Origin of the sequence: Streptomyces sp. NBC_01320, assembly GCF_035974375.1 — a bacterium.
Lineage (GTDB): Bacteria > Actinomycetota > Actinomycetes > Streptomycetales > Streptomycetaceae > Streptomyces > Streptomyces yanii.
Map to the genome: position 1 here is coordinate 10910724 of NZ_CP108390.1, position 23942 is coordinate 10934665.

Genomic DNA, 23942 nt, shown 5'->3' on the forward strand with positions numbered 1-23942 from the left:
GGTATCGGCGTCGGGTAACTGATGTGTTGCCAGGCGTCCTCGGGAATGCTGTGGACGGCTCGCTTGATGGAGAGGTTCCTGCCGGTGGCGATCGAGATGTGGGCTCCGGCCCGGTGGCAGGCGATGATCACCCCGGCGGTGTAGAACTGCGAGTCGGTCCGAAGAATGCGCATCCCGGTGCAGCCGGCCTCGACGGCGGTGGCCAGGGCCTCGCTCACGAATTTCGGGGGGCCTCGGGAGTCTGCTGTGAGCAGGTGGAGGCCGGTCCCGGGTGGGACCGGCCTCCGGCCGTTCGTCGGGTCAGCGGCGTGGGGTCAGGGCGAGGATGTGGAGTGTGGACTGGGACGGGAGGGTCAGCGAGTGGAGCTCCTTGTCGGGGTTCACGGGCACGGTGTTGACGTAGAGGCGGTAGTTGAGGCCGTAGTTGGCGGGGCCGGACGGGGTGACCCGGTGGTCGGTCGTGACGGCGGTGCGGGCCCCGTTGGCCGTGGGGGCGTCCGTCAGCCAGTTGGGCAGATACAGGTTCGCAGTGTCGGTGGTGCCGTCCGTGTAGTGGACGGCGACCTGGCCGGTGATGCCGCCCGCCGAGGCGCCGAGGAAGCCGATCTCGCGGGCACGGCCGCTCAGCGCGATCTCTCCGCCGCCACCCGCGGCGTTGTCCCAGCGGCCCGGACCGTAGTCGGGGAGCGTAAAGGACAGTCCGTCGACGATCAGTTGGGTGCCCGGTGCGGCTCCGGCCGCCGTCAGTGCCTCGGCGGAGTAGCTGTTGCCGCTGTCGAACGAGCCCTCTGCCGGATGGGCGTCGCGGGCGATCATGGTGCTGTTGTACGCATCGGAGAGGCGCGCCAACGGCGGGGTCGCCGGGACGGCCGCGGTGGTGACGGCGGTGCCCGAGGCGAGCGGGTATGCGGCCCGGGCCCGTCCGGAGCCCGCGGACTCCCTGAGGTCGGCGGCGGGCGGGGTGACCGTGAACTCGGCGGTGGCGGTGGCCCCGTCGGCTACGGTGTCCAGGGGCTGCCGGTCCGGGGTGACCTGCCAGCCCTCGGGGGCGTCCAGGGTGAGGACCACGCCGGAGAGTGGGGCGCCGGTGCTGTTGGTGAAGCTCACCTTCACTGTGCCCGGGGCGCCGCGCGTGTAGAGGGCCGGGGCGACGGCGACCTGGGCGGGCGGTGAGGTGGGGCAGAGGGCGCCCGTGTCGGCCGGGCCCAGGTCGTCGACGACCAGGTCGTCCAGGACGAAGGCGGCGCCCCGGTTGTGCTTGATGCCGAGCCACATGTCGCCGCAGCCGGCCCCGCCGGTGATCACGGTCTGTTCGTACACCCGGTGCGTGGCCGAGTGCTGGGGCGGCAGGCTGTCGTCCCAGCCAGCGGGAACGGGAAGGTTGTTGGGCGGTGCGGCGTCGAGGGCGCGGGTGGTGGTGGGCGGCAGCAGGTCCTCGGTGACGGCGGAGCCGCCGTCCCGGGCGACGACGGCGCGGTAGTCCGATCCGGGGTCCGCCTGGTACGAGAAGCGGATACGGTAGGCGCGGCCCGGGGCGAAGCGCAGGGTCTGCGGCATGGTGCGGTAGACGACCCCCGTGCTGTCGGAGAGGGTCTTGAGGGAGAAGCGGCCGCTGACGGTGTCACGGGTGTAGTTCTCGTGGGTCTCGGAGAGGTGGGTGCGGTTGCCTTCGCCCCCGCCCGTGTAGACGAATGGGCCCCAGCCCTCGTCCACATGCTCGAAGTCCTCGGCGAACCAGTGGCCGCCGTACTCCGGATCGGCGCCCTCGTTCGCGACCACCCGTACGTCGGCGAAATCCACCCGGGTGCCCTCGGCGCCCGCCTCGGCGGACAGGGTGAGCAGAGCCGTGCCCCTGGCGTCCCCGGGAACGGTGAACAGAACCTTCATCCGTTGGAACGAAGTGCGGTACCAGCGGGCGTTATTGACCTTGTGGGTCAGCGGTGAGGTGGTGGCGCAGACGGTGGTCTCCGGGCCGCCGTGGCCGCTGACGGTGAGGGCGGCTTTGCGGGTGCCCGTGATACGTACCCACACTGAGGCGGAGTAGGTGCCGGGAGTCAGGCGGGCCAGCCGCTGGGCGGCGGTGCGCGCGCCGGTCGCCGCGATCCGCAGATACGGGAGACCGTTGCCGTCGTCGGTGACGGTGACCTGGCCGGATTCGGGCACCGTCCAGCCGTCGGTGGTGCGGCTCGTGAAGGAGGGGTTGGCGAGGAGGCCGCCCCTGCCGTAGTCGGGGTCGCGCAGCGAGGACGGCACGGTGCGATAGAGGACGTACGCAGTGGTCGCGTCGGCGGTCACGGTGACGGTGCCGCGGGTGACGGGAAGGTCGCCGATGTGGGTGCGGCCGTCCTCGCCGAGCCGGTAGAGGCCGACGGTCTCGCACTGCGCCCACTTCGCCGGAAGCTGCCAACTGGTCGTGCCGCCTGATGAGTTCCAGTGGTAGATCTTTCGCGGATCGGCCTCGTCGGTGGGCTCCCAGGGGAGGAAGACGGTCGTGCCGTCCGCTATCAGCCGTCCGTTCCAGGTGATCTTGGCCGTGCCGGTCGCGTCGCTGACGGAGACCCCGCTCGTCAGGTCGACCTGATGGGCGGTCATCCGCTGGATCTCGAAGTGCTGGAGGAACTTCGTCGGCAGATTGACGGTGAAGGTGGCCTTCAGCCAGTTCTTCAGGTTCTGCTGGCTCTGCCAGCCCATGTAATGGGTGTTGTCCGCCCCGCGCAGCAGTGGGGTGCGGTTCCAGGCGTCCCGCTGGTGGTTGCGGATGAACCGGATGATCGTCGACTTGAGGCCACTGCCGGTCTGTCCCGCGTACGTGAAGACGCTGTCCCGCTCGAACTGGGCGTCCGCCTCGCCGCCGAGCGGCAGTCCCGCGCCGGTGATCACCTGCCCCTGACGGGCCGGGGCCCAGCCGCCGGTCCAGTAGGTGTCGGAGTAGACGAAGCCGAGGTGCGGCAGATCGTCGGTGAGTCCGGCGAACCGCTTCGCGAACGCCCCGGTCGCCTGGTCCTTGACCGTGTCGGTGTGCCACGACTGGTCCATCCACCGCCAGCCGAGGTCGGCCACGCCGTTGCTGCGGTCCCAGCGGAAGCTGCGCGACTCCGGATACTCCTCCCAGGCGTTGATGTGCACGCCCACCGCCGCGTTGTAGCGGCGGGACTCCTTGGTGAGCGTGCGCAGCGCCGCAAGGCCGCCGGCCCGGGTGTTGTAGTGACCCCCGTAGTCCATATGACCGCTGTCGTGCCCCTCGGACTGATAGCCCTTCAGGAGGATCGCCTGCGGAAGCCCGTCCGTGTGCAGGTAGGTGCGGCGGATCTCGTCGAGCGTGGTGAGGAACGGCTGGTCCGCGTTGCTGGCGATGTTGATCGCGATGCCCTGTACCACGCGGGTGCGGCTCCAGTCGTCCGCGTACGGGTTGCGCATGATCGTACGGAAGGCGATGGCGGCGTCCTGCCAGTCGGCGACGCCGTCGCCGTTGCGGTCGGCGGTGACGACGACCGCGGCCTCGGGCAGGCCGAACACCTTGCCGTCCGCGCCCCGGTAGACCCATTCACCGCTTGCGATCTCCGTGTGGTGGACCCCGGCGACATCGCTGGTGCGGTACATCAGCCGGTCCTGGGCGCAGGTGAACGACTCGACGGCGGCGGCCAGTCGACCGGTGTCGAGCATCGCGTAGGAGGTGCGCCGCCAGGTGGCGTCGGCGGTCGCGTCGGCGGACGCGACGAACACGTCGGCGGCCTCGGGGCCGCCGAGTCCGTACGTCAGAGGGCAGTGCGAGAGGGTGGCCTGCTGGGCGGCGGAGGCGGAGACCAGGCCCAGGCCTGGGAGTCCGAAGATGGAGATGCGGGTGGCGCCGCGCTCCGTGATGCGTACGGCCCTGAAGCGCAGGACGTCGCCCTTGAGGGTCAGTTCGACGTCCACGGATACGTCCAGTTCGGGGACGGAGATCCGGTAGGCGGCCCGGTCCGCGGAGAGCTGCGAGGTGACGGCCGGGGTGTAGTTGCTGCCGTTGATGCGTACGGTACGGGCCGATTCGACTGCGCCGCCCAGGGTGTCCCCGGTGGCCGTCCAGCGGTAGCCGACAACTCGGGGGAAGTCGGGATCGACGGTCACCGTCAGGGTTTCGGAGACCAGCTCGCCGCGGCGGTCGGACGCCCATGCGGGCAGTGCCCCGGATGCCCAGATTCCGGTGACGGCGCCTGCGGCCGCGGTGGTTCTCAGGACGGTGCGGCGGCTGGGGCCCGGGTCGGTGGATTCCTGCCTGTCCATGGGGCGGTTCCCTCCTGCGGGTGGGATGCGGTCCAAGCGTGAGGGTCAGTCTGAGATGTGACGATTCATCGGACCATGGACAGAGCTGTGGAGCCCCTTGGACTTTCCTCCCGTCGGGCCGACGATCCGCCAATTAGGCAGTGGAGCCCAGGGAGTGGTGCGGTGAAACGGCTTCATGAGTCGGATCCAAGGGTGTCAGTATCAGCACCCAGAGCGGAGTGTATGGGCATCCATTCGAAGAAGTTCGAAGATAGGTCGGATGTATGCATGGTTCGTGCTGGGGTGCGTTGCCGCTGGGATGCGGCTGCGGCCGTGTGCCGCCCACCACGGCCGGTGACCCGCCAGGCCAGGTGGGCGCCGGTAGCCCCGGCCAGGCCGCACGGTTCGTACCCGGAGAAGTTACGGTCGGCCAGCACCAGCATTTCCGGGCGCAGAGAAGCCAGTAGTTGACGGCTAGCCGCTGCTCGCTGAACGTGGCCACGGCGTCGAAGGCCTCGTCGACCAGGGCATGGGTCCCGCACTCGGTCAGCGCCATCAGACGTTACCTGCGGGTGTCCGCTCTGATCGACGCCGCCTTTGCCTGTGAACCCGAACTCACGTGCATTGGCCGGGGTGTCGCGGACGTCCAGCGCGGCGCCGTCCCAGGCGACCAGCCGAAGCCCGACCGCGAACGCGCCCGAGGTCGCCGTCGTGACCAGCGTGCCGCAGCGCCGCTCGAACAGTATCTGCAACGGCTTGGCGCGCAGCCGCTGCCGGGCCCAGGTCAGGGCCGAACCTCACGACCGAGTCCATACCAATCCCGGGCGGTTCACTCCTGGCTTCCCCACCTGGTTGGTGATCATCACAAGGACCACGATGGTGATCAGGGTGACCGGGCCGTGTGTCGCGCTCCAGCCGTTCTGGTCCGGCATGTACGTACAACCGCTTGATCACTCCCTCGGGACGGCGGGGCCAGGGCGGGGGTTGACGCGTGCCATGCTGGAACTTCCGGTTTATGGTGGCGAGCGGGGAAAGCGGCAGGGTGAGGCCAGTGGCACGGGCGAGCCGGACTAGGATCTGGGACCGGTTCTCGGCCTCCGACCCCGGACTGTTGCGGCTGATGGCCGGCCTGCGGACAGTCGGCGCCATCGCGCTCACGCTCGCGGTCCTGGCGCTGCTCAAGGCCGATGTGAGCCACATGGTGGCCGGTGCCATCTCAGCCATGGTCGCGACCTTCGCCATCAAGGAGAAGCAACGGCGCGAACAGGCCATCACGCTCGCGCTCGGCCTGCCCGTGGCCCTCGTGGCGATGTCACTGGGAGCACTGTTGAGCACCCAGGTCGTCGCGGGCGACCTCGTCTTCCTCGCCTTGATCTTTGCCGCGGTCTACAGCCGTCGGTTCGGTGATCGCGGTACGGCCCTGGGGCTCATCGGGTTTCAGATCTATTTTGTGTCCCTGTTCGTCAGGGCCGCGGTCTCTGCGCTGCCGGAGCTGTGCGGAACACTGGTCGTCGCGTTCGTCTGCAGCGCGGTCGTGCGGTTCGGCCTGGTTGTTGAGACGCCCGAACGCATTCTGCTGCGACTGCGCGAGGCATTCCGCGCCCGCTTCGCCCAGTTGGTATCCGCCCAGATCGAGTTGCTCGTCGCCGGGCCGGACCACGTGGAGAAGGCGCTGGAGGACGTACGCCAGCACACCGCGCGCCTCCATCAGAGCGCGATGATGATCCAGGGGCGGCTGGAGGAGGGCACCAGCGACAGCGCCACCGCCTTGCTCGTCCAGCGCCGTGTCGCCGACGCCGAGATCGCCGCCGAGCGGCTCGGCGTACTCATCCTCACCGCGCGCAGCTCCGAACGCGCCGACACGCTCACGCTTCATCTGCCGCACGCGCCCGCGCCGGCGCCCGGCAACCGACTGCGGACACAGGACGACATCACCGCGACGTTGCGACGTGATCTCAACGCGTTGCGCCTGCTCGTGGCCCGCCCGGCCTCGAACAATCGCGGCGCCGCGGTGGCCCATCTGCGCAACCGGCTGCTCGGCTATCGGGACGAGGAGAATCTGCCGCGCACCTCGGTCCCCGTCCAGGACGTCTTCCGCGGCATCGGGGAGGCGGCGCGCGGTGTCATGGGCCTGCGGCTGGCTCTCGACGGGCCCCAGGACGAGTCCGACGACACGCCTGCGACGACGCGTTCCCGTGAGGAACTGGATGCCGAGGACGTCGCCATGGCGCGGGCCGAGGAGACCGAGCCTGTCGAGGATGTCCGCAAGGGACTGGAGCGTCCCACGACGCGTGCCGCAGTCCAGGTGTCGGTGGGTTCGGCGCTGGCCATCGTGGGCGGGGAGTTCCTCTCCAGTCAGCGCTGGTACTGGGCGGTGCTGACCTGCTGGGTCGTCTTCCTGAACACGGCGTCCACCGGGGAGATCCTGGTCAAAGGCTACCGTCGGCTGCTGGGCACGGTTCTTGGCGTTGTCGCCGGTGCAGGCCTGGCGGGCCTGGTGGGCCACCACACCTGGACGGCGTTCGTACTCGTGCTGGTGTTCGTCTTCGCCATGTTCTTCACCGCGCCGCTGTCGTACGCGCTGATGTCCTTCTTCGTCACGGCGGCACTGGGACTGCTGTACACCCTGCTCAACACCTACAGTTCCGCGGTGCTTGTTCTGCGCATCGAGGAGACCGCGCTCGGCGCCGCCTGCGGCGTGATCGCGGCGGCTGTGATCCTGCCGGTGCACACTGATCGCCGTACCGACGAACTCCTCGGCACGGTGCTGACCCGGCTCGGTGTCGTCAGCGATGCCGCGGTGGAGCAGTTGAGCGGCGGGCCCGCGCGCGATCTGCTGGACATGGCCCGGGAGCTCGATACGGCACTGGAGAATCTGCGGTCCTCCACACAGCCGTTGACCCACCCGATCACTCCGCTGCGGACCCGCCGCCAGACCGCTCGCTACGTAGTGGCGCTGCTGGAGACGTGCGCCTACCACGCGCGTTCGCTGGCGGCGACGGCCGAACTCCTCCCGAACTGCAAGAGCGTTGCTGCGGATCCCCTCCTGAAGGGGGCAGGTCGGCGCATCGCCCACAACATCGACGTCCTCGTCGCGCGTGTCGAGGACGACGACAGCGACGGCGTGGTGGAGACGGGCGCGAGCCTGGCCTCCATGCTGGAGACGGACACGCCCGGCACGCCCCGGCACGATCGTGTCACGGACCGTGTCTTGCGGCATCTGCAGCGCCTGGACGAAGGGTTGATCGGTCTGGCCCGCCCCCTCGGGGTGTCTGTCGCGACACCCGACCGGGCGTCGTCTCGGGGCGGGCGCGCGTAGCCGGGGCCGGCTGCCGCAGCCGACCTTCTGGCCTCGGCGAGGCCGGGGCGAACAGTCCGGGGTCGCCTCGTCCCGCAAGTCCCGATCCACCACCCGCTTCAGCTTCGTGCCCTCGGCCTTCCCGGTCTCCGTCGGAAGCCCGATCTCGGAGTGATCCGCTTCGGCACCCTTGGTCCTCAGGTGGCCTGGGGCGTACTGCCTGCTTGTGCTGTCTGGACGGCCTGGATGTCCAGCTCGATGCGGATGGTGGCGCCGATGGCGGCGATGCCGTGGGCGAGCATCTTCTGCCAGGTGAGGGTGAAGTCCTCGCGGTGCAGTTCCGTGACCGCCCTGCACGCCGCGCGCGGCTCGCCCTCCATTCCGGTGCCCAGTCCGAGATAGGTGGTGTCCAGCTTCACCGTGCGGGAGACGCCGTGCAGTTCCAGCACCCCCGTCACGCTCCAGCGGGAGCTGCCGCGGTGCACGAAGTCGCCGCCGCTGAAGCGCAGATACGGGTAGGCAGCGACGTCGAGGAAGTCCGATGAGCGCAGGTGGTTGTCGCGCATACGGACGCCGGTGTCAATGCTGTCCGACTCGATGTAGACCTCGATCTGGGAGTCCCGCATACGCTCGGCGATCCACAGGCTGCCGGAGAAGCGGTTGAATCGGCCGTGGATCTCGGCCAGTCCGATATGCCGGGCGATGAACCGGACCGCGCTGTGATGCGGATCGATGTCCCAGCGGCCCCGGGCCGGGGCCGGCGGCAGTGGGGCGGCGACCAGGCCGATCACCCCGGCCGAGGCTCTGGCACCTGGGAACACCTGGACAGGTACCCGGTGCGGCTGGAAACCTTCGCAGACCACCGACAGTTGGTAATCGCCGGGCGGTATAGCCGCGGTGAACAGACCGTACGCGTCGGTGCCGCCCTCCGTCACGGGTTGTCCCGCCCGGTCCAGCACGGTGACCGTCGCCTGCATCGGCAGTCCCACCGGGTCCACCACCTGGCACTCGGCCCGGCCCGCTCCCTCGGGTAGTGGCAACCCTTCGCGCGCCGTTGTTCCGCTGCTGATGTCTCTGGTTCGCCGCCACGGCAAGGTGAACATGCCCGAGCCTTCCGTCGTCTGTCCGAAAAACGACCCTCACCTTGACAGGGTTTACGTGCCCTCTACACCGTGCGCCCGCGATACGGACCGGTAACGGTCCGTACCACCTGCGTATGCGGATCGTGCGCGTCGGACACCAAGGCAAGGCGGTTGGCCGCCGCGGACTGGTCTGGAACGTTCCGAATCGGACAGTCGGCAGAGTGTAGATTGCACGCGATCCCTACTCGGCAACTGCGTATCCGTTTCATACGGACCCCGGGCCGCACGGTTCGCGAACGAGTGCGAATTTGGCCTGTCGATGTCCCAGCCGGGCTACGCGAGGCCGCGTCGCCCGGGCGCGAGCGGCCGCCGACGGTCGTCCACGGTGGCGGCGCTCACTGGTGCGTCCTCACTCCGTGGAGGCTGCCGTAGGGTGCGGGGGCGACGTTGCTCACCTCCGGCATCGACGGTGTGGGGTGGCGACGCCGGCGCAGCCAGACGTACAGCATGAGGCACGGCAGCAGCAGGCCGCCGACGCTGAGGGCGAGGAACGCTGTGAAGCTGCTGATGTGCCCGACCAGCCATTCGAAGTTCTGCCCGAAGAAGCCGACCACGAAAGACAGCGGGAGAAATACGGTCGCGATGATCGTGAGCCGCTCCATCGTGGCGCTCTGCCGAAGATTGATCTTGTTCTGCTCGACGGAGATCACCGCGATGTTTGCTTCCAGGACGGTGGTCAAGAGGTCGCGTTGGGCGGAGACCTCCTCGTTGACCAGCAGCAGGTGGTCGTGCACGTCGCGGAAGTACGGCAGGAGCTCGGTCGGTGACTTGTCGGGCTGCAGCCGCCGGGCGAGCACGGCGAGCAGCGGGTGCACGGCACGGTAGAAGTCAGTGGCCTCACGGCGCAGGGAGTAGATCCGTTCGGTCGGGGCGACCGCCCCGGAGAACACCGTGGCCTCGATCTGCTCGATGTCGCGTTCGAGTTCCGCAACGACTGGCGCGTAGCTGTCGACGACCTGGTCGAGGATCGCCCACAGAGTTGAGGTGCTGCCGGTCCGTAGCAATTCGGGGCGGCGTTCGAGCCGGCTTCGGGCACCGTGCAGCTCGCTCGCGATGCCCTGGCGAACGGTGATCACGAAGTGTTCGGCGAGGAAGATGCTGATCTCGCCGGTGTCGATCTCCTCGCGCTCGTCGTCGTAGCGTGCCGTGCGCAGGATGATCAGCTCGGTGCCGTCCTCGTACTTCTCGGCCTTCGGCCGCAGGTGGAATGTCCGGGCGTCCTCGACGGCGAGTTCGTGCAGTCCGAAGTTCTCGCGCACCCTGGTCAGTTCCTCAGGACCGGGTTCGAAGATGCCCAGCCAGACAAATCCGCCCTGCGCGCAGTGCGCGGCCGCCTGCTCCAGCGACATCGCACCCTCGTGCTGCCGGCGCCCGTCGCGGTAGTGTGCGCAGTCGACGATCATGGCCTTCCTCCTTGCGTCCAGCCGACGTGCGCCACCTCTTGCCCCCCCGGCGGCGTAGCGCGCCGTACAGGCCTCACAGCAATAGATCCTCCTCCGACTCGTCCGGAATGTCCTCACGCCCGGCCCGGAGACCGGCATCGGGGGACGGAGCAGGCACTTTGCTGTTCGCACCCGCTTCCGCCGGCACCGGTCGCCCGGAGGAAGCCTGGTCATCGTTGGCCCCTCCCGCGCGCAGACTCCCGGAGGCAATCTGCTCGGCGCCGCTGAATGCGCTGCCCGGGCCGGCATGGCCGGTACACCCTCACGGCTACCGTGGCGTTCGTGTACCGGGGGTGGAGTGGGCCGACCGCATCACCGCGAATCGGGCCGTCGCCTACCGCATCCACCTCGACGTGAACCGTAGCCGCTGGTACCTCACCGCATCCTGGCAGCGCCCCGCCGTCCGGACTGTCCCGTTGGAGACTGCCGGCGCCCGGGGCATGGTCGGTGTCGACACCAACGCCGACCACTTCGCCGCCTACCGGCTCGACCGGCACGGTAACCCGGTCGGTGACCCGCACCGCTTCCCCTACGACCTGTCCGGGACCGCCGGTCACGGTTCCGCCACGCGCTGACCCGCCTGATCAATTGGGCGGCGCGGGCCGGGGTCGCCGGGATCGGCATCGAAGACCTCGACTTCATCACCGAGAGGAGCTGCGAGAAGCACGGCACCTCCCAACGCTGCTCAGCGTGCGGCTTCACCACGCCCGGCAACCGGCAGAGCCAGGCTGTGTTCGTGTGCAAGATCCCGGACTGCGGCTGGTCGGGCAACGCCGACCACAATGCGGCCCGGAACATCTTGCACCTGTACCGGATGGGCCTCGCGCTCGTCGCGGCTGCCGGGAGGGCAGTCGTCAGGCGCGCGAAGCGCGTCAAGCCCGCTGCCGCAAGGTGAGCAGGCATTTCCTGGCTTCAGCCGGGAGAGCACTTCAAGTCTGACCGACCATGGCGGCGGGTTGGACGACGCGGTCGAAGTCCTCGGCACTGATGTAGCCAGAGGCCAGCGCTGCTGCGCGCAGGGTGGTGTCCTCGTCGTTGGCCTTGTGTGCGATCGCGGAGGCCTTGTCGTAGCCGATCACGGGCGAGAGTGCGGTGACCAGCATGAGGGACCGGTCGACGTAGCTGTCGATCTGGTCCCGGTTGAGCTGCGCGCCCTCGATGCAGTATTCGCGCATCTTGGTGCAGGCGTCGGCGAGGATGGTCGCCGCGTGCAGGAAGTTGTTGATGATGACGGGGCGCATGGCGTTGAGCTCGAAGTTGCCCTGTGTGCCGGCGAAGGCGATGGCCTCGTCCTCGGACAGCACCTGGATGCAGACCATGACCATCGCCTCGCACTGGGTCGGGTTGACCTTGCCTGGCATGATCGAGGAGCCGGGCTCGTTCGCCGGGAGGATGAGTTCGTCAAGGCCGCAACGAGGTCCGGAGGCCAGCCAGCGGATGTCGTTGGCGATCTTCATCAACGGTACGGCCAGCGCCCTCAACCCGGCGGAGGCGCCGGCCACGGCGTCCAAACCGCCCTGGGCCGCGAACTTGTTCTCGGCAGTGGTGAATGGGTAGCCGGTCATGGCAGCGATCTCAGCTGCCACCTGCTCGCCGAATCGGGGTGGAGCATTGAGTCCGGTCCCGACCGCGGTGCCGCCCATCGCGAGCTCGTACAGGCCCTCGGCGGACCCGGTGACCCGGTCGATGGCTTGTTGCAACTGGTGGGCGTAGCCGGACCATTCCTGCCCCACGGTGAGCGGGACGGCGTCCTCCAGGTGGGTGCGGCCGATCTTCACCACGTCGTGCCATTGGTGTGCCTTGGTCTCGATGGCATGCTGCAGCGCCTGGACGCTGGGCAGCAGGTGCTCGTGGATCTCCTTGACCGCGGCGATGTGCATGGCGGTGGGGAAGGTGTCGTTGGAGGACTGCCCCATGTTGACGTGGTCGTTGGGGTGGATGGGGGATTTGCTGCCCAGTTCTGCGCCGACCAGTTGGATGGCGCGGTTGCCGATCACCTCGTTGGTGTTCATGTTGGACTGGGTCCCGGAGCCTGTCTGCCACACGTACAGCGGGAAATGCTCGTCCAGCTTGCCCGCGATGACTTCGTCGGCCACACGCTGGATCAGGTCGGCCTTCCAGGCCGGCAGGCGTCCGGCGCGCCCATTGACGACGGCGGCGGCCTTCTTGACGTATCCGTAGGCGTGGTAGACCGCTTTGGGCATGCGGTCGTCCCCGATGGAGAAGTGGATCAGGGAGCGTTGTGTCTGGGCGCCCCAGTAGTGGTCCGCGGGGACGCCAATGGCTCCCATGGAGTCGGTCTCCCGCCGGAAGCCGGTCGCGTGCAGTCCGATGGGGATGTCGAGGATCTTCGGGGCTTCGCCCTGACCGGCCGATCCGGCCCGGTCGGCGGCGGGGTGTCGCGTGTTCATGCTGCGGCTCCGTCGGTGTGGACCGGCTGCCACATGGCCTCCCGGACAGCCTCTGCGGTCTCGATCGGCTTGGAGGTGGCCACGCCGTCCTCGAGTGCCGCCTTGACCACCGCAGTCGCAGTGATCGCCGAGGACTCCCGAAGATTGTCCACGGGCGGCAGCAGGGACGCGCCCGGCCCCGATGGGTCGACCTGGTCCGCGACCGCCTGTGCGGCCGCGAGCAGCATGCCCGCGGTCACCTGGGATGCACCGGAGACGATGGTGCCCAGGCCCAAGCCCGGGTACAGCAGCGCGTTGTTGGCCTGCCCGATCTGGTAGGTCACGCCGTCGTATTCCACGGGTGGGACGGGGATGCCGGTCGCGACGAGCGCCTTTCCCCTGGACCAGGCGATGACGTCGGCGGGCATGGCCTCGATCCGGGAGGTGGGGTTGGAGATCGGGAAGATGATCGGCCGCTCGGTACCCTCGGACATGGCCTCGACGACCTCGCGCGTGAACGCGCCATGCACGGTGGAAGTGCCGAGCAGGATCGTCGGCTTGACCTGGCGAACCGTTTCCAGCAGTGAGATCGCGCCATCGCGTCGCGCCCAGTCTGCGGCCTCGGCCGGATCACGTGCGTAGCGCTGCTGGAAGTCGCGCAGGTCGGTCATGTCTCGGGTGAGCAGCCCCTGTTTGTCGATCAGCCACACTTGTGCGGCGGCCTGCTCCGGATCCGCGCCGTCGCGGATCATGGCGTCGCGCAACTGGTCGGCGATGCCCACCCCGGCGGTCCCGGCGCCGAAGACGACCAGCTTCTGGTCCCGCATCCGCACACCGCTCACTTTCACGGCCGACAGCGCGGCAGCAAGCGTGATGGCGCCGGTCCCCTGCATGTCGTCGTTGAAGATCCGGTAGCGGCCGCCGTACTGCTCCAGGATCCGTCGCGCATTGCTGGGACCGAAGTCCTCGAAGTGCAGCAATGCGTTCGGGAACATGGACGATGTAGTCTCCAGGTACTTCTCTATGAACGCGTCGTAGTCGGTGCCGCGGACGCGGGGGTGCCGGTTGCCCAGGTACAGCGGGTCGTCCAGCAGTGACTTGCGGTCGGTGCCCACATCCAACGACACGGGAACGACGCGCCGCGGGTCGATGCCGGCGGCCGCCGTGTACACGGCCAGCTTCCCGACCGAGATCTGGATCCCACCCACACCCCAGTCGCCGATGCCCAGGATCTCCTCCGCGTCGGTGCACACGATCAGGTCGACGTCCTCGGGCCCGACGTGAAGCGTGGCGAAGGCCTTCTCCATGTCGTCAGGCCGGTCGATGGACAGGAAGATGCCGCGCGGGCGCCGGTACTCGTGGGAGTACTTCTCGATCGCCTCGCCCACCGTGGGGTCGTACACAACCGGCAGCAGTTCGGCGAGGTGCTCGGCGAGAACCTTGAAGTACAGGGTTTCGTTGCGGTCATGCAGCTGTTCCAGATACACGTTCTTGGCCAGGTCGTTGCCCTGAACCTGCATCTGTTGGTAGGCACGCTGAGCCTGCCGCTCGAGCGTGAGCACCCCGGAAGGCAGGCGCCCGGTAAGACCGAGGGCATCCCGTTCCTCCTGGGTGAAGGCCACACCATGGTTACGTAGCGGATCTACAAGAACGCTGGGGGTTTCCGGAGTCCGCGCGTGGCTCTCGGTCATGAGAATCTCCCTCTGTGCGAATGCCGTATGCGCTTTGGCCGGGATGATCACGCGGGCACACTCCATGCCACGGCCACCGGCAGGTCGAAGGGTGCCGGGGACGCTGTAGTGCCATGCCCACCACGCAGACAGCAGCCACGAACATCGCCGCAAGGGTCAGCGAGAATGCGACCTCGATCGGAACCTGTGAAGGTCGGAGCGGCCCGGGGTCCTGGGGAGTGTGCAGGTGTGACGCCGGCGTCCCAGTGCTGCGCTCGCTCGCAACAGCACCGCCCGGCGGGTCCACCACGCACTTCGCGTTAGACGCCTCATCGATGCCACGGTATGAGTTCAGGCTAACTACTAGCCGACGGTCTGCGCGACTTCACTCGTCGATGCGTCGGATGACCTCCACGGCCACGTCGTCCAGGTGGATTATTGCGACCGTGGCGTCGAGGGTGCGGTCAGCTGTCTCCTCGGCGTTCAGTCCGTCGCGGAGGGCCGCGCCGACCAGTGGGCCGGCTCGCTCCAGTCGTTCCTCCAACGTCAGGCCCGGCCCTTCGACCACGCCGTCGGTGACCATGACCAGCGCGCTGTCCTCGTCCAGGGTGAAGGTCTCCTCTGCGTAGTCCGTGCCGGGCACGACTCCCAGAACCGGCCCGCCCGGCCGCTCGCCGGTGCTGTGGCTGCCGTCCTTGCGCGCGCTCAGCACTGGCACGTGGGCGGCGCCGGCACCGGTGGCCCATCCGTCGCGCGGGTCTTCGGCTCGGTGTCGTCGCGGATCAGTTCGAAGATCCGCTCGGGGCCGCCGAAGCCCAGCCGGATCCGGTAGGCCTGGCACATCAGAGCGTGCCGGTCATTGCGCTCGGTGAAGAACCGCAACTTGATCCAGCGGGACTGGGGGGCGCCCAGCGAATGAGCCGTCGCAGGGCCTGTCGGTCATCTGGGTGGACTCGCCGCACCACCCAGAGCGGAAGAGATGCCGAGGCCTCGGGGCAAAGCGCTGAGAGGGCGGATGCGCCACCCAGCCATTCCAGCTGGTGCGCGTGCGGTGAATACATGCACAGACCGAGGTCCGTGGACGAGGCCGCCAACCGGTACGGGATCAGCAGGCTGCCCAGGTCGTTTCCCGAGTCCAACAGGTGCACCCACACCACGTGCTCACCAGTTGCTGGATCCCTTACCACCGCATCCGACCTGTGCCGCCTGCGCACCCCCGGATCGAACAGACCGTTGCGCACCAGGACCCGGTGGACGGTTGCGGAACGACTGCAACGGCCGTGGCCGTGAATGGGGCCGACGGTGCGATCTCGCGATGCGGGGAGGCCGCCTGGTCGCGTCAGCTCGTCACGATGCCGTGCAGGAGGAGGTCGATGAGTCTGGTCGCCAGATCGCGCCGTTCCTCGCTTGCGGCCATCAGGCTGATCCCGCCGAGGGCCATGAGCACGTCCCGGGCATTGATCCCTGGCCGCGCCGGTGCCTGGCCCTCCACGGCGGCGAGTAGGTGGGTGATGGCGTCGGCGAGCAGGGCCCGGGTGTGCAGCTTCTCGCTGTCGTCGGTCAGCACCACGGCCAGCGCGTCGGCCATGCCCTGCTTGGCGGCCATGAAGTCGATGAAGCGCTCCATCCAGATCCGCAGCGCGTCCACCGGTGGCTCTGTGGCCGTGAGGCGCGGTGCCGCCTCGCACAGGCGCTGCACTTCTTGTCGGTAGATCGCCTCGATCAGCAGTTCCTTGGACGGGAACCGGCGATAGAGCGTGCCGACGCCGACGCCGGCCGTGCGGGCGATGTTCTTGACCGAGGCACCCGCTCCCTCGCGGGCGAAGGCGGCCGCAGCTGCCTCCAGCAGCCGGTCCTCGTTACGTTGCGCGTCCGCGCGCAGGGGCTTGCGCTGCCGCACCGTGTCCCCCTCGTGGCCGGTCACTCACGACTCCCTTCCTGTCAGCTTGTAAGCGGAACTGGTTCCGCTTACTCTCGAACCCGAACCGGAACCAGTTCCGGATGTGAGGGTAAGACGGCCCGCTGCCTGCGCGCCACCGGCCACGCACTCGTCACCCCGTTCCACCGTCTTGCTGGAGAAACTCATGACCGACAACCTCGTCCCGACCCCGTTCGGTGCGCAGACGACCGCGGCCGAGGTGCTGGCCGGTATCGACGTCAGCGGCCGGCGTGTCATCGTCACCGGGGGAGCCTCCGGCATCGGACGCGAAACCGCACGTGTCCTGGCCGCTGCCGGCGCCGAAGTCACCATCGGCGTCCGCGACCTGGCCTCGGCCTCACAGGCCGCCGAGGAGATTGCCCCAGCAAGCGGCCCGGGAACGGTGCGCGCCGAGATGCTTGACCTCGCCGACCAGACCTCGGTAGGCGCCTTCGTGGAGGCGTGGCGGGGGCCGCTGCACATCCTGGTACTCAACGCCGGCGTGATGGCTTCGCCGCTGGAGCGGACGAAGGAGGGCTGGGAAATGCAGTTCGCCACCAACCACCTCGGCCACTTCGCCCTCGCCACCGGTCTGCACAGCGCCCTGGCAGCAGCCCGCGGCGCGCGCGTGGTCGCCGTCAGCTCGGTCGGCCACGTCAACGGCGACGTACTCTTCGACGACATCAACTTTGAGCAGCACCCATACGACCCGTGGGCGGCCTACAGCCAGTCCAAGACCGCCAACGTCCTGTTCGCGGTCGAGGCGGCCCGCCGATGGGCGCCCGACCTGATCGCCGTCAACGCCCTCAACCCGGGGCGCATCACCAGCACCCGGCTCGGCCGCCACATCGGAGACATCTCCAACAGTCCGGCCTCGTTCGACGCCGCCAGCACCGACGTGTCCTGGAAGAACGTCGAGCAGGGTGCCGCGACCTCGGTGCTGCTCGCCGCCTCCCCGCTGGTCGAGGGCGTATCCGGCCGGTACTTCGAGGACTGCAACGAGGCCGGCCCGCACCGGCCCGGTGTGCGCCGGGGAGTGGCCACCCACTCCGTAGACCCCCAGAACGCGTCCCGCCTGTGGCAGATCTCCCTCGACATGCTCGCGGGCGCCGGTGCTACGGCCGCGTGACGGCCGCACGCCCACGCCCACCCCACCAGCACCGCCGAGCCGGGCGTCCCCCGACCACGTCCTACGCCTGCTCGCCGCACGGACTCGCAAGCCCGCCACCGGCGGCCCTCGGCCACCGTGCCGCTATCCTGGTCCCGCAATGGACGAAGATGACGACATCAGGGCCGCGGACGGCGCCGACAGCGTGGACGCGATGCTGGCCGAGTGGCAGAACGAGTGGCCCGAGCTCAACGTGACGTCCAGTGAGGTCGTGGCGCGTTTGCTGCGCGCGGCTCGGCTTCTGGAGGAGCTGTTCGCGACCCGGCTGCGCCGCTCGGCCGGCGTGCCCCTCGCGAACGTGGGCGACTTCGACCTCTTGCAGACGCTCCGCCGCAGCGGCCCTCCCTACGCTCTGACGCCCGGCCAGTTGCGCCAGGCGCTGGTGGTGTCCTCGGCCGGACTGACCGGGCGGCTCAACCGGCTGGAACGGGAGGGATGGATCGCCCGTGGCGCCTCTCCCGTCGACGGCAGAAGCACGCTGGTGGGCTTGACGGAGGAGAGGCGAGCGACTTTCGACCGCATGGTGGAACAGCACTTCAGCCTGGAACGTGACATTCTGTCCGTTCTCGAACCGGAAGAACGCACCGTGATGGCGGACGCACTGCGCAAAATACTCGCCTCCCTTGAGCAGGACGCCTGCTGACCTCAGTCGTGCGGCGTCAGGCAGAGCCGGCTGCCGTGCCCAGGATCACCGCGATGCAGAGGCCGATCAGCCCCATCGTGACAACACCCATCGCGACAGCCGTGTTCCGGGCAAAACTGCGGTGACGGGCCTCGTACTGAGCCTCGACCTGGCCGATGCGGTCCGCGATGTGCTGGGCGACTCGGCGCGCGTTCTCCACGTCCTTGTGCGCGTAGGCCTCCTCGATCACCAGTCGCTGATCGGTGGTGAGGCCGGGCAGCTCCCAGGCGAAGTCCCGGGCCCTGCGGTGTGCCTCGCGGCGGTTGGCTTCCTGGTTGAGAAAGCCCTCGATCTGATGCAGCCCGAGGGCCGCTTCGTAACTGGCGTCCATGGACGACTCCTGAGTACGTGATGAAGGCGGCGGTTGGTGCGGATCAGCCCTGGCCGCGGGAGGCTATCGGGTTGTCCCCGGCGTCCTCGCCGACGGTGATGCCGGGGTGGTGAAGGTCGAAGGCGGGCGACTCGCTGCGGATGCGCGGCAGCGTGAGGAAGTTGTGCCGCGGCGGCGGGCAGGACGTTGCCCACTCGAGCGAACGACCCCAGCCCCACGGATCGTTGACGCCGACCGGCTTGCCGTACTTGGCCGTCTTCCAGATGTTGTAGAAGAACGGCAGGATCGAAAGGCCGAGCAGGAATGATCCGATGGTCGAGATGGTGTTCAAGGCGGTGAAGCCGTCGGCCGCGAGGTAGTCCGCGTACCGGCGCGGCATGCCCTCGGAGCCCAGCCAGTGCTGGACCAGGAAGGTGCTGTGGAAGCCGATGAACAGGGCCCAGAAGGTGATCTTGCCGAGGCGTTCATCGAGCATCTTGCCGGTGAACTTCGGCCACCAGAAGTGGAAGCCGGAGAACATTGCGAACACCACGGTGCCGAACACGACGTAGTGGAAGTGCGCCACGACGAAGTAGGAGTCCGTTACGTGGAAGTCGAGCGGCGGCGACGCCAGGATCACGCCGGTCAGCCCGCCGAACAGGAAGGTGATCATGAAGCCCATCGCCCACAGCATCGGAGTCTCGAAGCTGAGCGAGCCCTTCCACATGGTGCCGATCCAGTTGAAGAATTTCACACCGGTCGGGACGGCGATCAGCATCGTCATGAAGGAGAAGAACGGCAGCAGCACCCCGCCGGTGGCGTACATGTGGTGCGCCCACACCGTCACCGAGAGGCCGGCGATCGCGATGGTCGCGCTGATCAGGCCCATGTAGCCGAATATGGGCTTGCGGGAGAAGACCGGGACGACTTCGCTGATGATGCCGAAGAACGGCAGGGTAAGGATGTACACCTCGGGATGGCCGAAGAACCAGAAGAGGTGCTGCCACAGCAGAGCGCCGCCGTTGACAGGGTCAAAGATGTGGGCGCCGAACTTCCGGTCGAACTCCAGCGCCAACAGTGCGGCCGCCAGGACCGGGAACGCCAGCAGGACCAGCACGCTGGTCAGCAAGACGTTCCAGGTGAAGATGGGCATGCGGAACATGGTCATGCCGGGTGACCGCATGCAGATGATGGTCGTGATGAAGTTGACGGCGCCCAGGATGGTACCGAAACCCTGGAGCGCCAGCCCCATGATCCACATGTCGCCGCCGGCGCCCGGCGAGTGGACCGCGTCCGAGAGCGGGCTGTAGGCGAACCAGCCGAAGCTCGCTGCGCCTTGCGGGGTGAGAAAGCCACCGACGGCGATCAGTGATCCGAACAGGTATAGCCAGTAGGCCAGCATGTTCAGTCGGGGGAACGCCACGTCGGGTGCGCCGATCTGCAGCGGCATGATCCAGTTCGCGAAACCGGAGAAGATCGGCGTCGCGAACATGAACAGCATGATGGTGCCGTGCATCGTGAATGCCTGGTTGAACTGCTCGTTCGACATGATCTGCGTGCCTGGACGGGCCAGTTCGGCGCGCATCAGCAGTGCCATGAGGCCGCCGAGGCAGAAGAACGCGAACGAGGTGACCAGATAGAGCGTCCCGATCCGCTTGTGATCCGTGCTGGTCAACCACTCGACTACAAGGCGCCCGGGAGAGCGGTGCCGCCGCGGAAGAATTGTTGTCGGCGGGACGGGCGGTGATGGAGCGGGCAGGGTCACGGCAATCCTCCATACGTGCGATGCGCTCGGGCATGCGGCGTTTGCGCGCCGCCGTCCGACCTTGGAACAGAATATCTCGCTCGCGAGAGAAATAAATGCAGGGGTCGTGTGTGCGCCAGAGCTGAGCGCCGCGGATCGTCGGCCAGGCGTTGAGATTGGCGATGCGCGAGCTGATGTTCTCTGCCCGCCGAAGGGGCGGACGCCCTTGGCATACCGGCCCGGGACGGCGGATCCGCCGCATGGGTGGTCCGATCGGCGGCGGGCAGTTCCGGGCGCGCGTCGCCGGGAGCCAGGTGTCGCCGCCGACATGCGCTCAGCCTGGTTACAGGGCCTGTGGTGGACGGGTTGAGCGAGGATGCCACCGTGGTGTTGCTCGGGGAAAGCAGTGGTCCGGGGTCGTAAAGTTCCGCGGCGAAGCCGAAGTCGCAGGTGCCGATGTGGCGTGAGGGGCTGGCCCGGTCGGTGCTGTCGGTGGACTACCAGCGCATCCTGCAGGTGCTCGCGGTCCGGGCCCGGCTCCATCAAGGGCCGATGACCTGCAAGGAGATAGCCACAGTGTTCGGCATGGACGTGGTGCCGGCGCGGGTGGAGGCGCTGCGGTCGAAGGCGAAGCGCCTGGTCGCGCGCGACTGGCCGGCCGAGCAGCCGCCGGGCCGGTTCACGCCGGCTGCGGGCGTGGCCGCGCCAGGCGGCGGGTGCGCATCAGGTGGGCGAAGAACCGCTCGACGATCCACCGCCTGGGCAGCACCGCGAACCCCTTCTGGTCGTCGCTACACTTGACGATCGCCAGGACCAGCGCGAGCGTGGCCATGCAGCACTCGACGAGGCTGCCGGTGCAGCCGCCATCCCCCAGACCAGGGCCAGCAGGTGGTGCGCGTCGGCGCTTGCCGCAGCGGGACCTGGGCGGCAGTGCGGTCGCCGGTGTCCGCTGCGGTGACCATCACGCCCAGCAGCAGGCCGAGCGTGTCGACCTCGACATGCCGCTTGCTGGCCGTTGATCTGCTTGCCGTCGTCGTAGCCGCGGCTGTCGGTTCCCTTCCCGGCCGCGCATCCAGCCCGGCACCGGCAGCAACGGCCGGATAGCCGCTCACTCTGCGTCCGTCATGTCCGTCGGGTAGCGCGACTGCCGAAACCCGTTGTCAGCGGCGTTTCCGAACCGGTGAGCCAGACAGTCACACTTCAGGGCGACGGAACTGGACTGCCCGGCCATCGACACGGAAGACTGCTGCACCAGGGCCCCCTGTTGCTCGGTGATTCGACACCAACGAGCTGTTCAGGAGGCCCTGCTCGCATGCGCCCAGCGCCCCGCGACCACCCAATCGAGACTCCCGTTCGACAGACCTCGCTCAACATCGGAACTACAGCAGCTACTTACAGTCCCAGTTCTGGGCCGCGCGGTGAGAACTCCTCGCCGTACGCGAGTTCGCTCGCCAGGAGCGCGGCGGTCCTCGGCCACATGGCCCCTCACGACCCCGACCTCCCGGAGTTGCCCGGACCATCGCGAAAGATCGAGGTTAGGGTCTGCCGTGAAAGTGGATCAAGGTCCTGAAATGATCACTCGCCCGGGGGCGTGGTGATGTGACGAACGGTCAGTGGGACCGGCTTGAACCGTTGTTGTCCGGGCTCGACCACTCGGAAGCCTTCGGCAACGACGAGAGTGTCATCGTCAACGACTGGGGTGCGACCCAGGAACCCGCTCACGCCGTCGCTCCGGAAGAACTCCTCGTGGGCGGCCCGCCACTGTGCCACGTCGGAGTAGCCGCGCCCCTCAGCTCGCGCGAAGTCGTCGTCGATCTCCTTCATGGGAACGACCCGTACGTCGACGAGTTCGATCGTGACGGCCGGACGGCCCTCGGAATCAAGCACCGAGAAGCGTTGACCGGTCTGCGGTACCGCCTCGCCGGCGTGCTCGAAGATCTCCAGGAGGCCCGTGAGCGCGGTCTTCTCACCGCTCAGGATCGCCGCCACACCACGGTCACGTTCCGGACCGGGAAAGGCGAGTTCAAGAGTCGGAAGGTCGTCATGTCCCATCGAGCGAGGGTACGAAGCCCGGTCGCGGTGATCAAGGCCACCGCCCCGCTCGCTCCCGGCACCGCGCACCCACGGCAAGCACCTTCACAACACCGCTTGGTCCCGCAGAGCGTGCATTCGCAGGCCGTGGCAGCCATCGTCGCCGAACAAGCCAAGGTAACCGAGGTCTCGGGGGCCTACGACGAGGCCCTGGGCCTGGCGGTGATGGCGAACTGCACCAGTCGACTCGCGAAGGTGCCACGTTCGCGGCCACTCAGTCGAGACAGAACTCGTTGCCCTCGATGTCCTGCATCACGAGGCACGACTCGTTGTGGTCATCGGCAAGCAGTAGTCGCACGCGTACCGCGCCGAGCGCGACCAGTCGTGCGCATTCGGCCTCAAGTGCCGCCAGGCGCTCTTCACCCACGAGCCCGGTGCCGACCCGCACGTCAAGATGCAGCCGATTCTTGACGACCTTGCCTTCGGGAACGCGCTGGAAGAACAGTCGCGGGCCCACACCTGAGGGATCCATGCATGCGAACGCTGAACCCTGACGCTCAGGCGGCAGTGCGCGATCGAAATCGTCCCACGTAGCAAAACCCTCCGGTGGCGGCGGTACGACGTACCCCAGCACCTCGCACCAGAAGCGCGCGACGCGCTCAGGTTCTGCGCAGTCGAAGGTGACTTGAATCTGCTTGATCGATGCCATCGGTCCATCGTAGAGGCGGGGTCTTTCGTCGTCTCCACGGGCCCGCCCCTGGCCAGGTTGTGGCGCATGCGGCCGACTCTTGGCGATGAGTGGGACCTTGAGCCGTGGGATGACGGTCCTGACAGTGTGCCAGGCATCTGGCCGGCATCGCCGACCCTGAGCACGTCAAGACGATCAGGCTCTTCGCGACTTGGCGCGTCCTCCCTCGGCTACGGGCCCGCGCCGAGCGGAGCCACATCACACCCAGCGTCCGACAGTTCGCCGCCGAGCAGATCAAGTACGCGACTGCTTTCCTGTAATGGCTCGGTGAACGGAACAGCACCCTCGCGTCCTGCAGCCAGACCGACGTTGATGCCTGGTACGCCGAGAACACCGAACACGGCCGCACCTGCATGCGAGCCTTCCTCAACTGGGCCATGCAGAGCCGCCACTGCCGACGCTCCCTCTCCATCCCCGCGATGAAGGTCTCCCGGCGGACCGCGCTCAGCGAAGACGAACGCCTCGACGCCCTTGGCCGACTGCTGACCGACACAGAGATGCCGATGCGGCTCCGTGTCGCGGGAGTCATCGTGCTCCTCTACGCACAGCCCGTGAGCTGCATCGTCCGGCTCACCGTCGACGACGTGATCCGCGGCGGCGACACCGTGCTGCTACGGCTCGGGGAACCAGCCTCACCTGTTCCCGCACCGGTCGCCGCCCTGCTGCTGGAGCACATCGCGAACCGCGACAACATGACCGCCGCCACCAACCCCGCATCCCGCTGGGTCTTCCCCGGCCGCCGGGCAGGACAGCCAGCCCGTCCCGACCACCTGTGCGTGCTCCTCAACGAAGTCGGGGTCCCGTCCGCAGCGGGCCGCGGCGCCGCCATCCGGCAGCAACTCCTCGAACTGCCCGCGCCCGTCGTCGCGGACGCTCTCGGCCCTCAGGCCAAGACCACCACACGGCTCCGCAACGAGGCCGGCGGGACATGGAGCCGATACGCCCTGGGGGATCATGCAACATCGCCAGGGGGCTGGGTCCCTCGGGGAACCGGCGACCGTTGAATACGAAGGCCCACCAGCAAAAAGGTGCTGGTGGGCAGACAGATTGGCTCTCAGCTTGAGATTTAAGCACGACAAGATCGTCTCTTGACGGGGTTCACCGTTCTCCTGACAGCAAGCGCGGCCGTCCGTGATCCTTCGGAGTGTCGAGCTCGA

The 23942-nt window shown here is 68.1% G+C and carries 17 protein-coding genes and 2 pseudogenes; 6 read left to right on the plus strand and 13 right to left on the minus strand.

Annotated features, from left to right (window positions below; genetic code table 11):
• Positions 1-300 precede the first annotated feature (300 nt).
• A complete protein-coding gene (locus OG395_RS49950; RefSeq protein WP_327248821.1) occupies positions 301-4263 on the minus strand; it encodes an endo-alpha-N-acetylgalactosaminidase family protein in 3963 nt (1320 codons plus the stop codon).
• A 994-nt stretch (positions 4264-5257) separates the two neighbouring features.
• On the opposite strand from OG395_RS49950, the gene OG395_RS49955 reads away from it, so the two are divergent.
• Complete coding sequence (locus tag OG395_RS49955) at positions 5258-7561, plus strand: FUSC family protein (RefSeq protein WP_327248822.1); 2304 nt, start codon at positions 5258-5260, stop codon at positions 7559-7561.
• Positions 7562-7737: 176 nt separating this feature from the next.
• Here OG395_RS49955 and OG395_RS49960 read toward each other — a convergent pair whose 3' ends face one another.
• Both OG395_RS49960 and OG395_RS49965 read right to left on the minus strand, forming a co-directional pair.
• Positions 7738-8643: a YceI family protein gene (locus OG395_RS49960; protein ID WP_327248823.1), complete on the minus strand. Its 906-nt coding sequence runs from the start codon at positions 8641-8643 to the stop codon at positions 7738-7740.
• 374 nt (positions 8644-9017) lie between these two features.
• A complete protein-coding gene (locus tag OG395_RS49965; RefSeq protein ID WP_327248824.1) occupies positions 9018-10085 on the minus strand; it encodes a magnesium and cobalt transport protein CorA in 1068 nt (355 codons plus the stop codon).
• Between the two features lie 285 nt (positions 10086-10370).
• Here OG395_RS49965 and OG395_RS58755 point away from each other — a divergent pair.
• Positions 10371-11019, plus strand: a pseudogene (locus tag OG395_RS58755) (zinc ribbon domain-containing protein); the annotation flags it as partial.
• A 34-nt stretch (positions 11020-11053) separates the two neighbouring features.
• Here the strand turns inward: OG395_RS58755 and fumC are convergent.
• From fumC to OG395_RS50000, 5 genes are all read right to left on the minus strand, one after another.
• Positions 11054-12535 (minus strand): class II fumarate hydratase, encoded by a 1482-nt coding sequence (gene fumC / locus OG395_RS49980; RefSeq protein WP_327248826.1) that lies wholly within the window; start codon positions 12533-12535, stop codon positions 11054-11056.
• Positions 12532-14205 carry an NAD-dependent malic enzyme gene (locus OG395_RS49985; RefSeq protein ID WP_327248827.1) on the minus strand — a complete coding sequence of 558 codons (1674 nt, stop codon included), beginning with the start codon at positions 14203-14205 and terminating at the stop codon, positions 12532-12534. Before OG395_RS49985 ends, fumC begins: the two co-directional genes overlap by 4 nt.
• A gap of 364 nt (positions 14206-14569) precedes the next feature.
• Positions 14570-14902, minus strand: coding sequence for a SpoIIE family protein phosphatase (locus tag OG395_RS49990; protein WP_327248828.1), 333 nt, complete (start codon positions 14900-14902; stop codon positions 14570-14572).
• Positions 14890-15066: a hypothetical protein gene (locus tag OG395_RS49995; protein WP_327248829.1), complete on the minus strand. Its 177-nt coding sequence runs from the start codon at positions 15064-15066 to the stop codon at positions 14890-14892. Before OG395_RS49995 ends, OG395_RS49990 begins: the two co-directional genes overlap by 13 nt.
• Before the next feature lie 457 nt (positions 15067-15523).
• The gene (locus tag OG395_RS50000) at positions 15524-16108 is read right to left on the minus strand and encodes a TetR/AcrR family transcriptional regulator (RefSeq protein WP_327248830.1); all 585 of its coding nucleotides are present in this window, start codon (positions 16106-16108) and stop codon (positions 15524-15526) included.
• Positions 16109-16268: 160 nt separating this feature from the next.
• Here OG395_RS50000 and OG395_RS50005 point away from each other — a divergent pair, with 160 nt between their 5' ends.
• Together OG395_RS50005 and OG395_RS50010 are read left to right on the plus strand one after the other, a co-directional pair.
• On the plus strand, positions 16269-17231 hold the full coding sequence (locus tag OG395_RS50005) for an SDR family NAD(P)-dependent oxidoreductase (protein WP_327248831.1): 963 nt from the start codon (positions 16269-16271) through the stop codon (positions 17229-17231).
• 139 nt (positions 17232-17370) lie between these two features.
• On the plus strand, positions 17371-17913 hold the full coding sequence (locus OG395_RS50010) for a MarR family winged helix-turn-helix transcriptional regulator (protein WP_327248832.1): 543 nt from the start codon (positions 17371-17373) through the stop codon (positions 17911-17913).
• A gap of 16 nt (positions 17914-17929) precedes the next feature.
• Here the strand turns inward: OG395_RS50010 and OG395_RS50015 are convergent, their stop codons facing one another.
• Positions 17930-18283: a hypothetical protein gene (locus OG395_RS50015; protein WP_327248833.1), complete on the minus strand. Its 354-nt coding sequence runs from the start codon at positions 18281-18283 to the stop codon at positions 17930-17932.
• A 43-nt stretch (positions 18284-18326) separates the two neighbouring features.
• On the minus strand, positions 18327-19985 hold the full coding sequence (gene ctaD, locus OG395_RS50020) for an aa3-type cytochrome oxidase subunit I (RefSeq protein WP_442818807.1): 1659 nt from the start codon (positions 19983-19985) through the stop codon (positions 18327-18329).
• A 450-nt stretch (positions 19986-20435) separates the two neighbouring features.
• Here ctaD and OG395_RS50025 point away from each other — a divergent pair.
• Positions 20436-20723, plus strand: a pseudogene (locus OG395_RS50025) (hypothetical protein); the annotation flags it as partial.
• Here OG395_RS50025 and OG395_RS50030 read toward each other — a convergent pair.
• From OG395_RS50030 to OG395_RS50040, 3 genes are all read right to left on the minus strand, one after another.
• A complete protein-coding gene (locus OG395_RS50030) occupies positions 20686-20838 on the minus strand; it encodes a hypothetical protein (protein ID WP_376344783.1) in 153 nt (50 codons plus the stop codon). The pseudogene OG395_RS50025 and the gene OG395_RS50030 overlap by 38 nt on opposite strands.
• A 743-nt stretch (positions 20839-21581) precedes the next feature.
• Positions 21582-22058 (minus strand): ASCH domain-containing protein, encoded by a 477-nt coding sequence (locus OG395_RS50035; protein ID WP_327248835.1) that lies wholly within the window; start codon positions 22056-22058, stop codon positions 21582-21584.
• Between the two features lie 253 nt (positions 22059-22311).
• On the minus strand, positions 22312-22746 hold the full coding sequence (locus OG395_RS50040; RefSeq protein WP_327248836.1) for a VOC family protein: 435 nt from the start codon (positions 22744-22746) through the stop codon (positions 22312-22314).
• Between the two features lie 392 nt (positions 22747-23138).
• Here OG395_RS50040 and OG395_RS50045 point away from each other — a divergent pair, with 392 nt between their 5' ends.
• Positions 23139-23789, plus strand: coding sequence for a hypothetical protein (locus OG395_RS50045; protein ID WP_327248837.1), 651 nt, complete (start codon positions 23139-23141; stop codon positions 23787-23789).
• Positions 23790-23942: the final 153 nt, after the last annotated feature.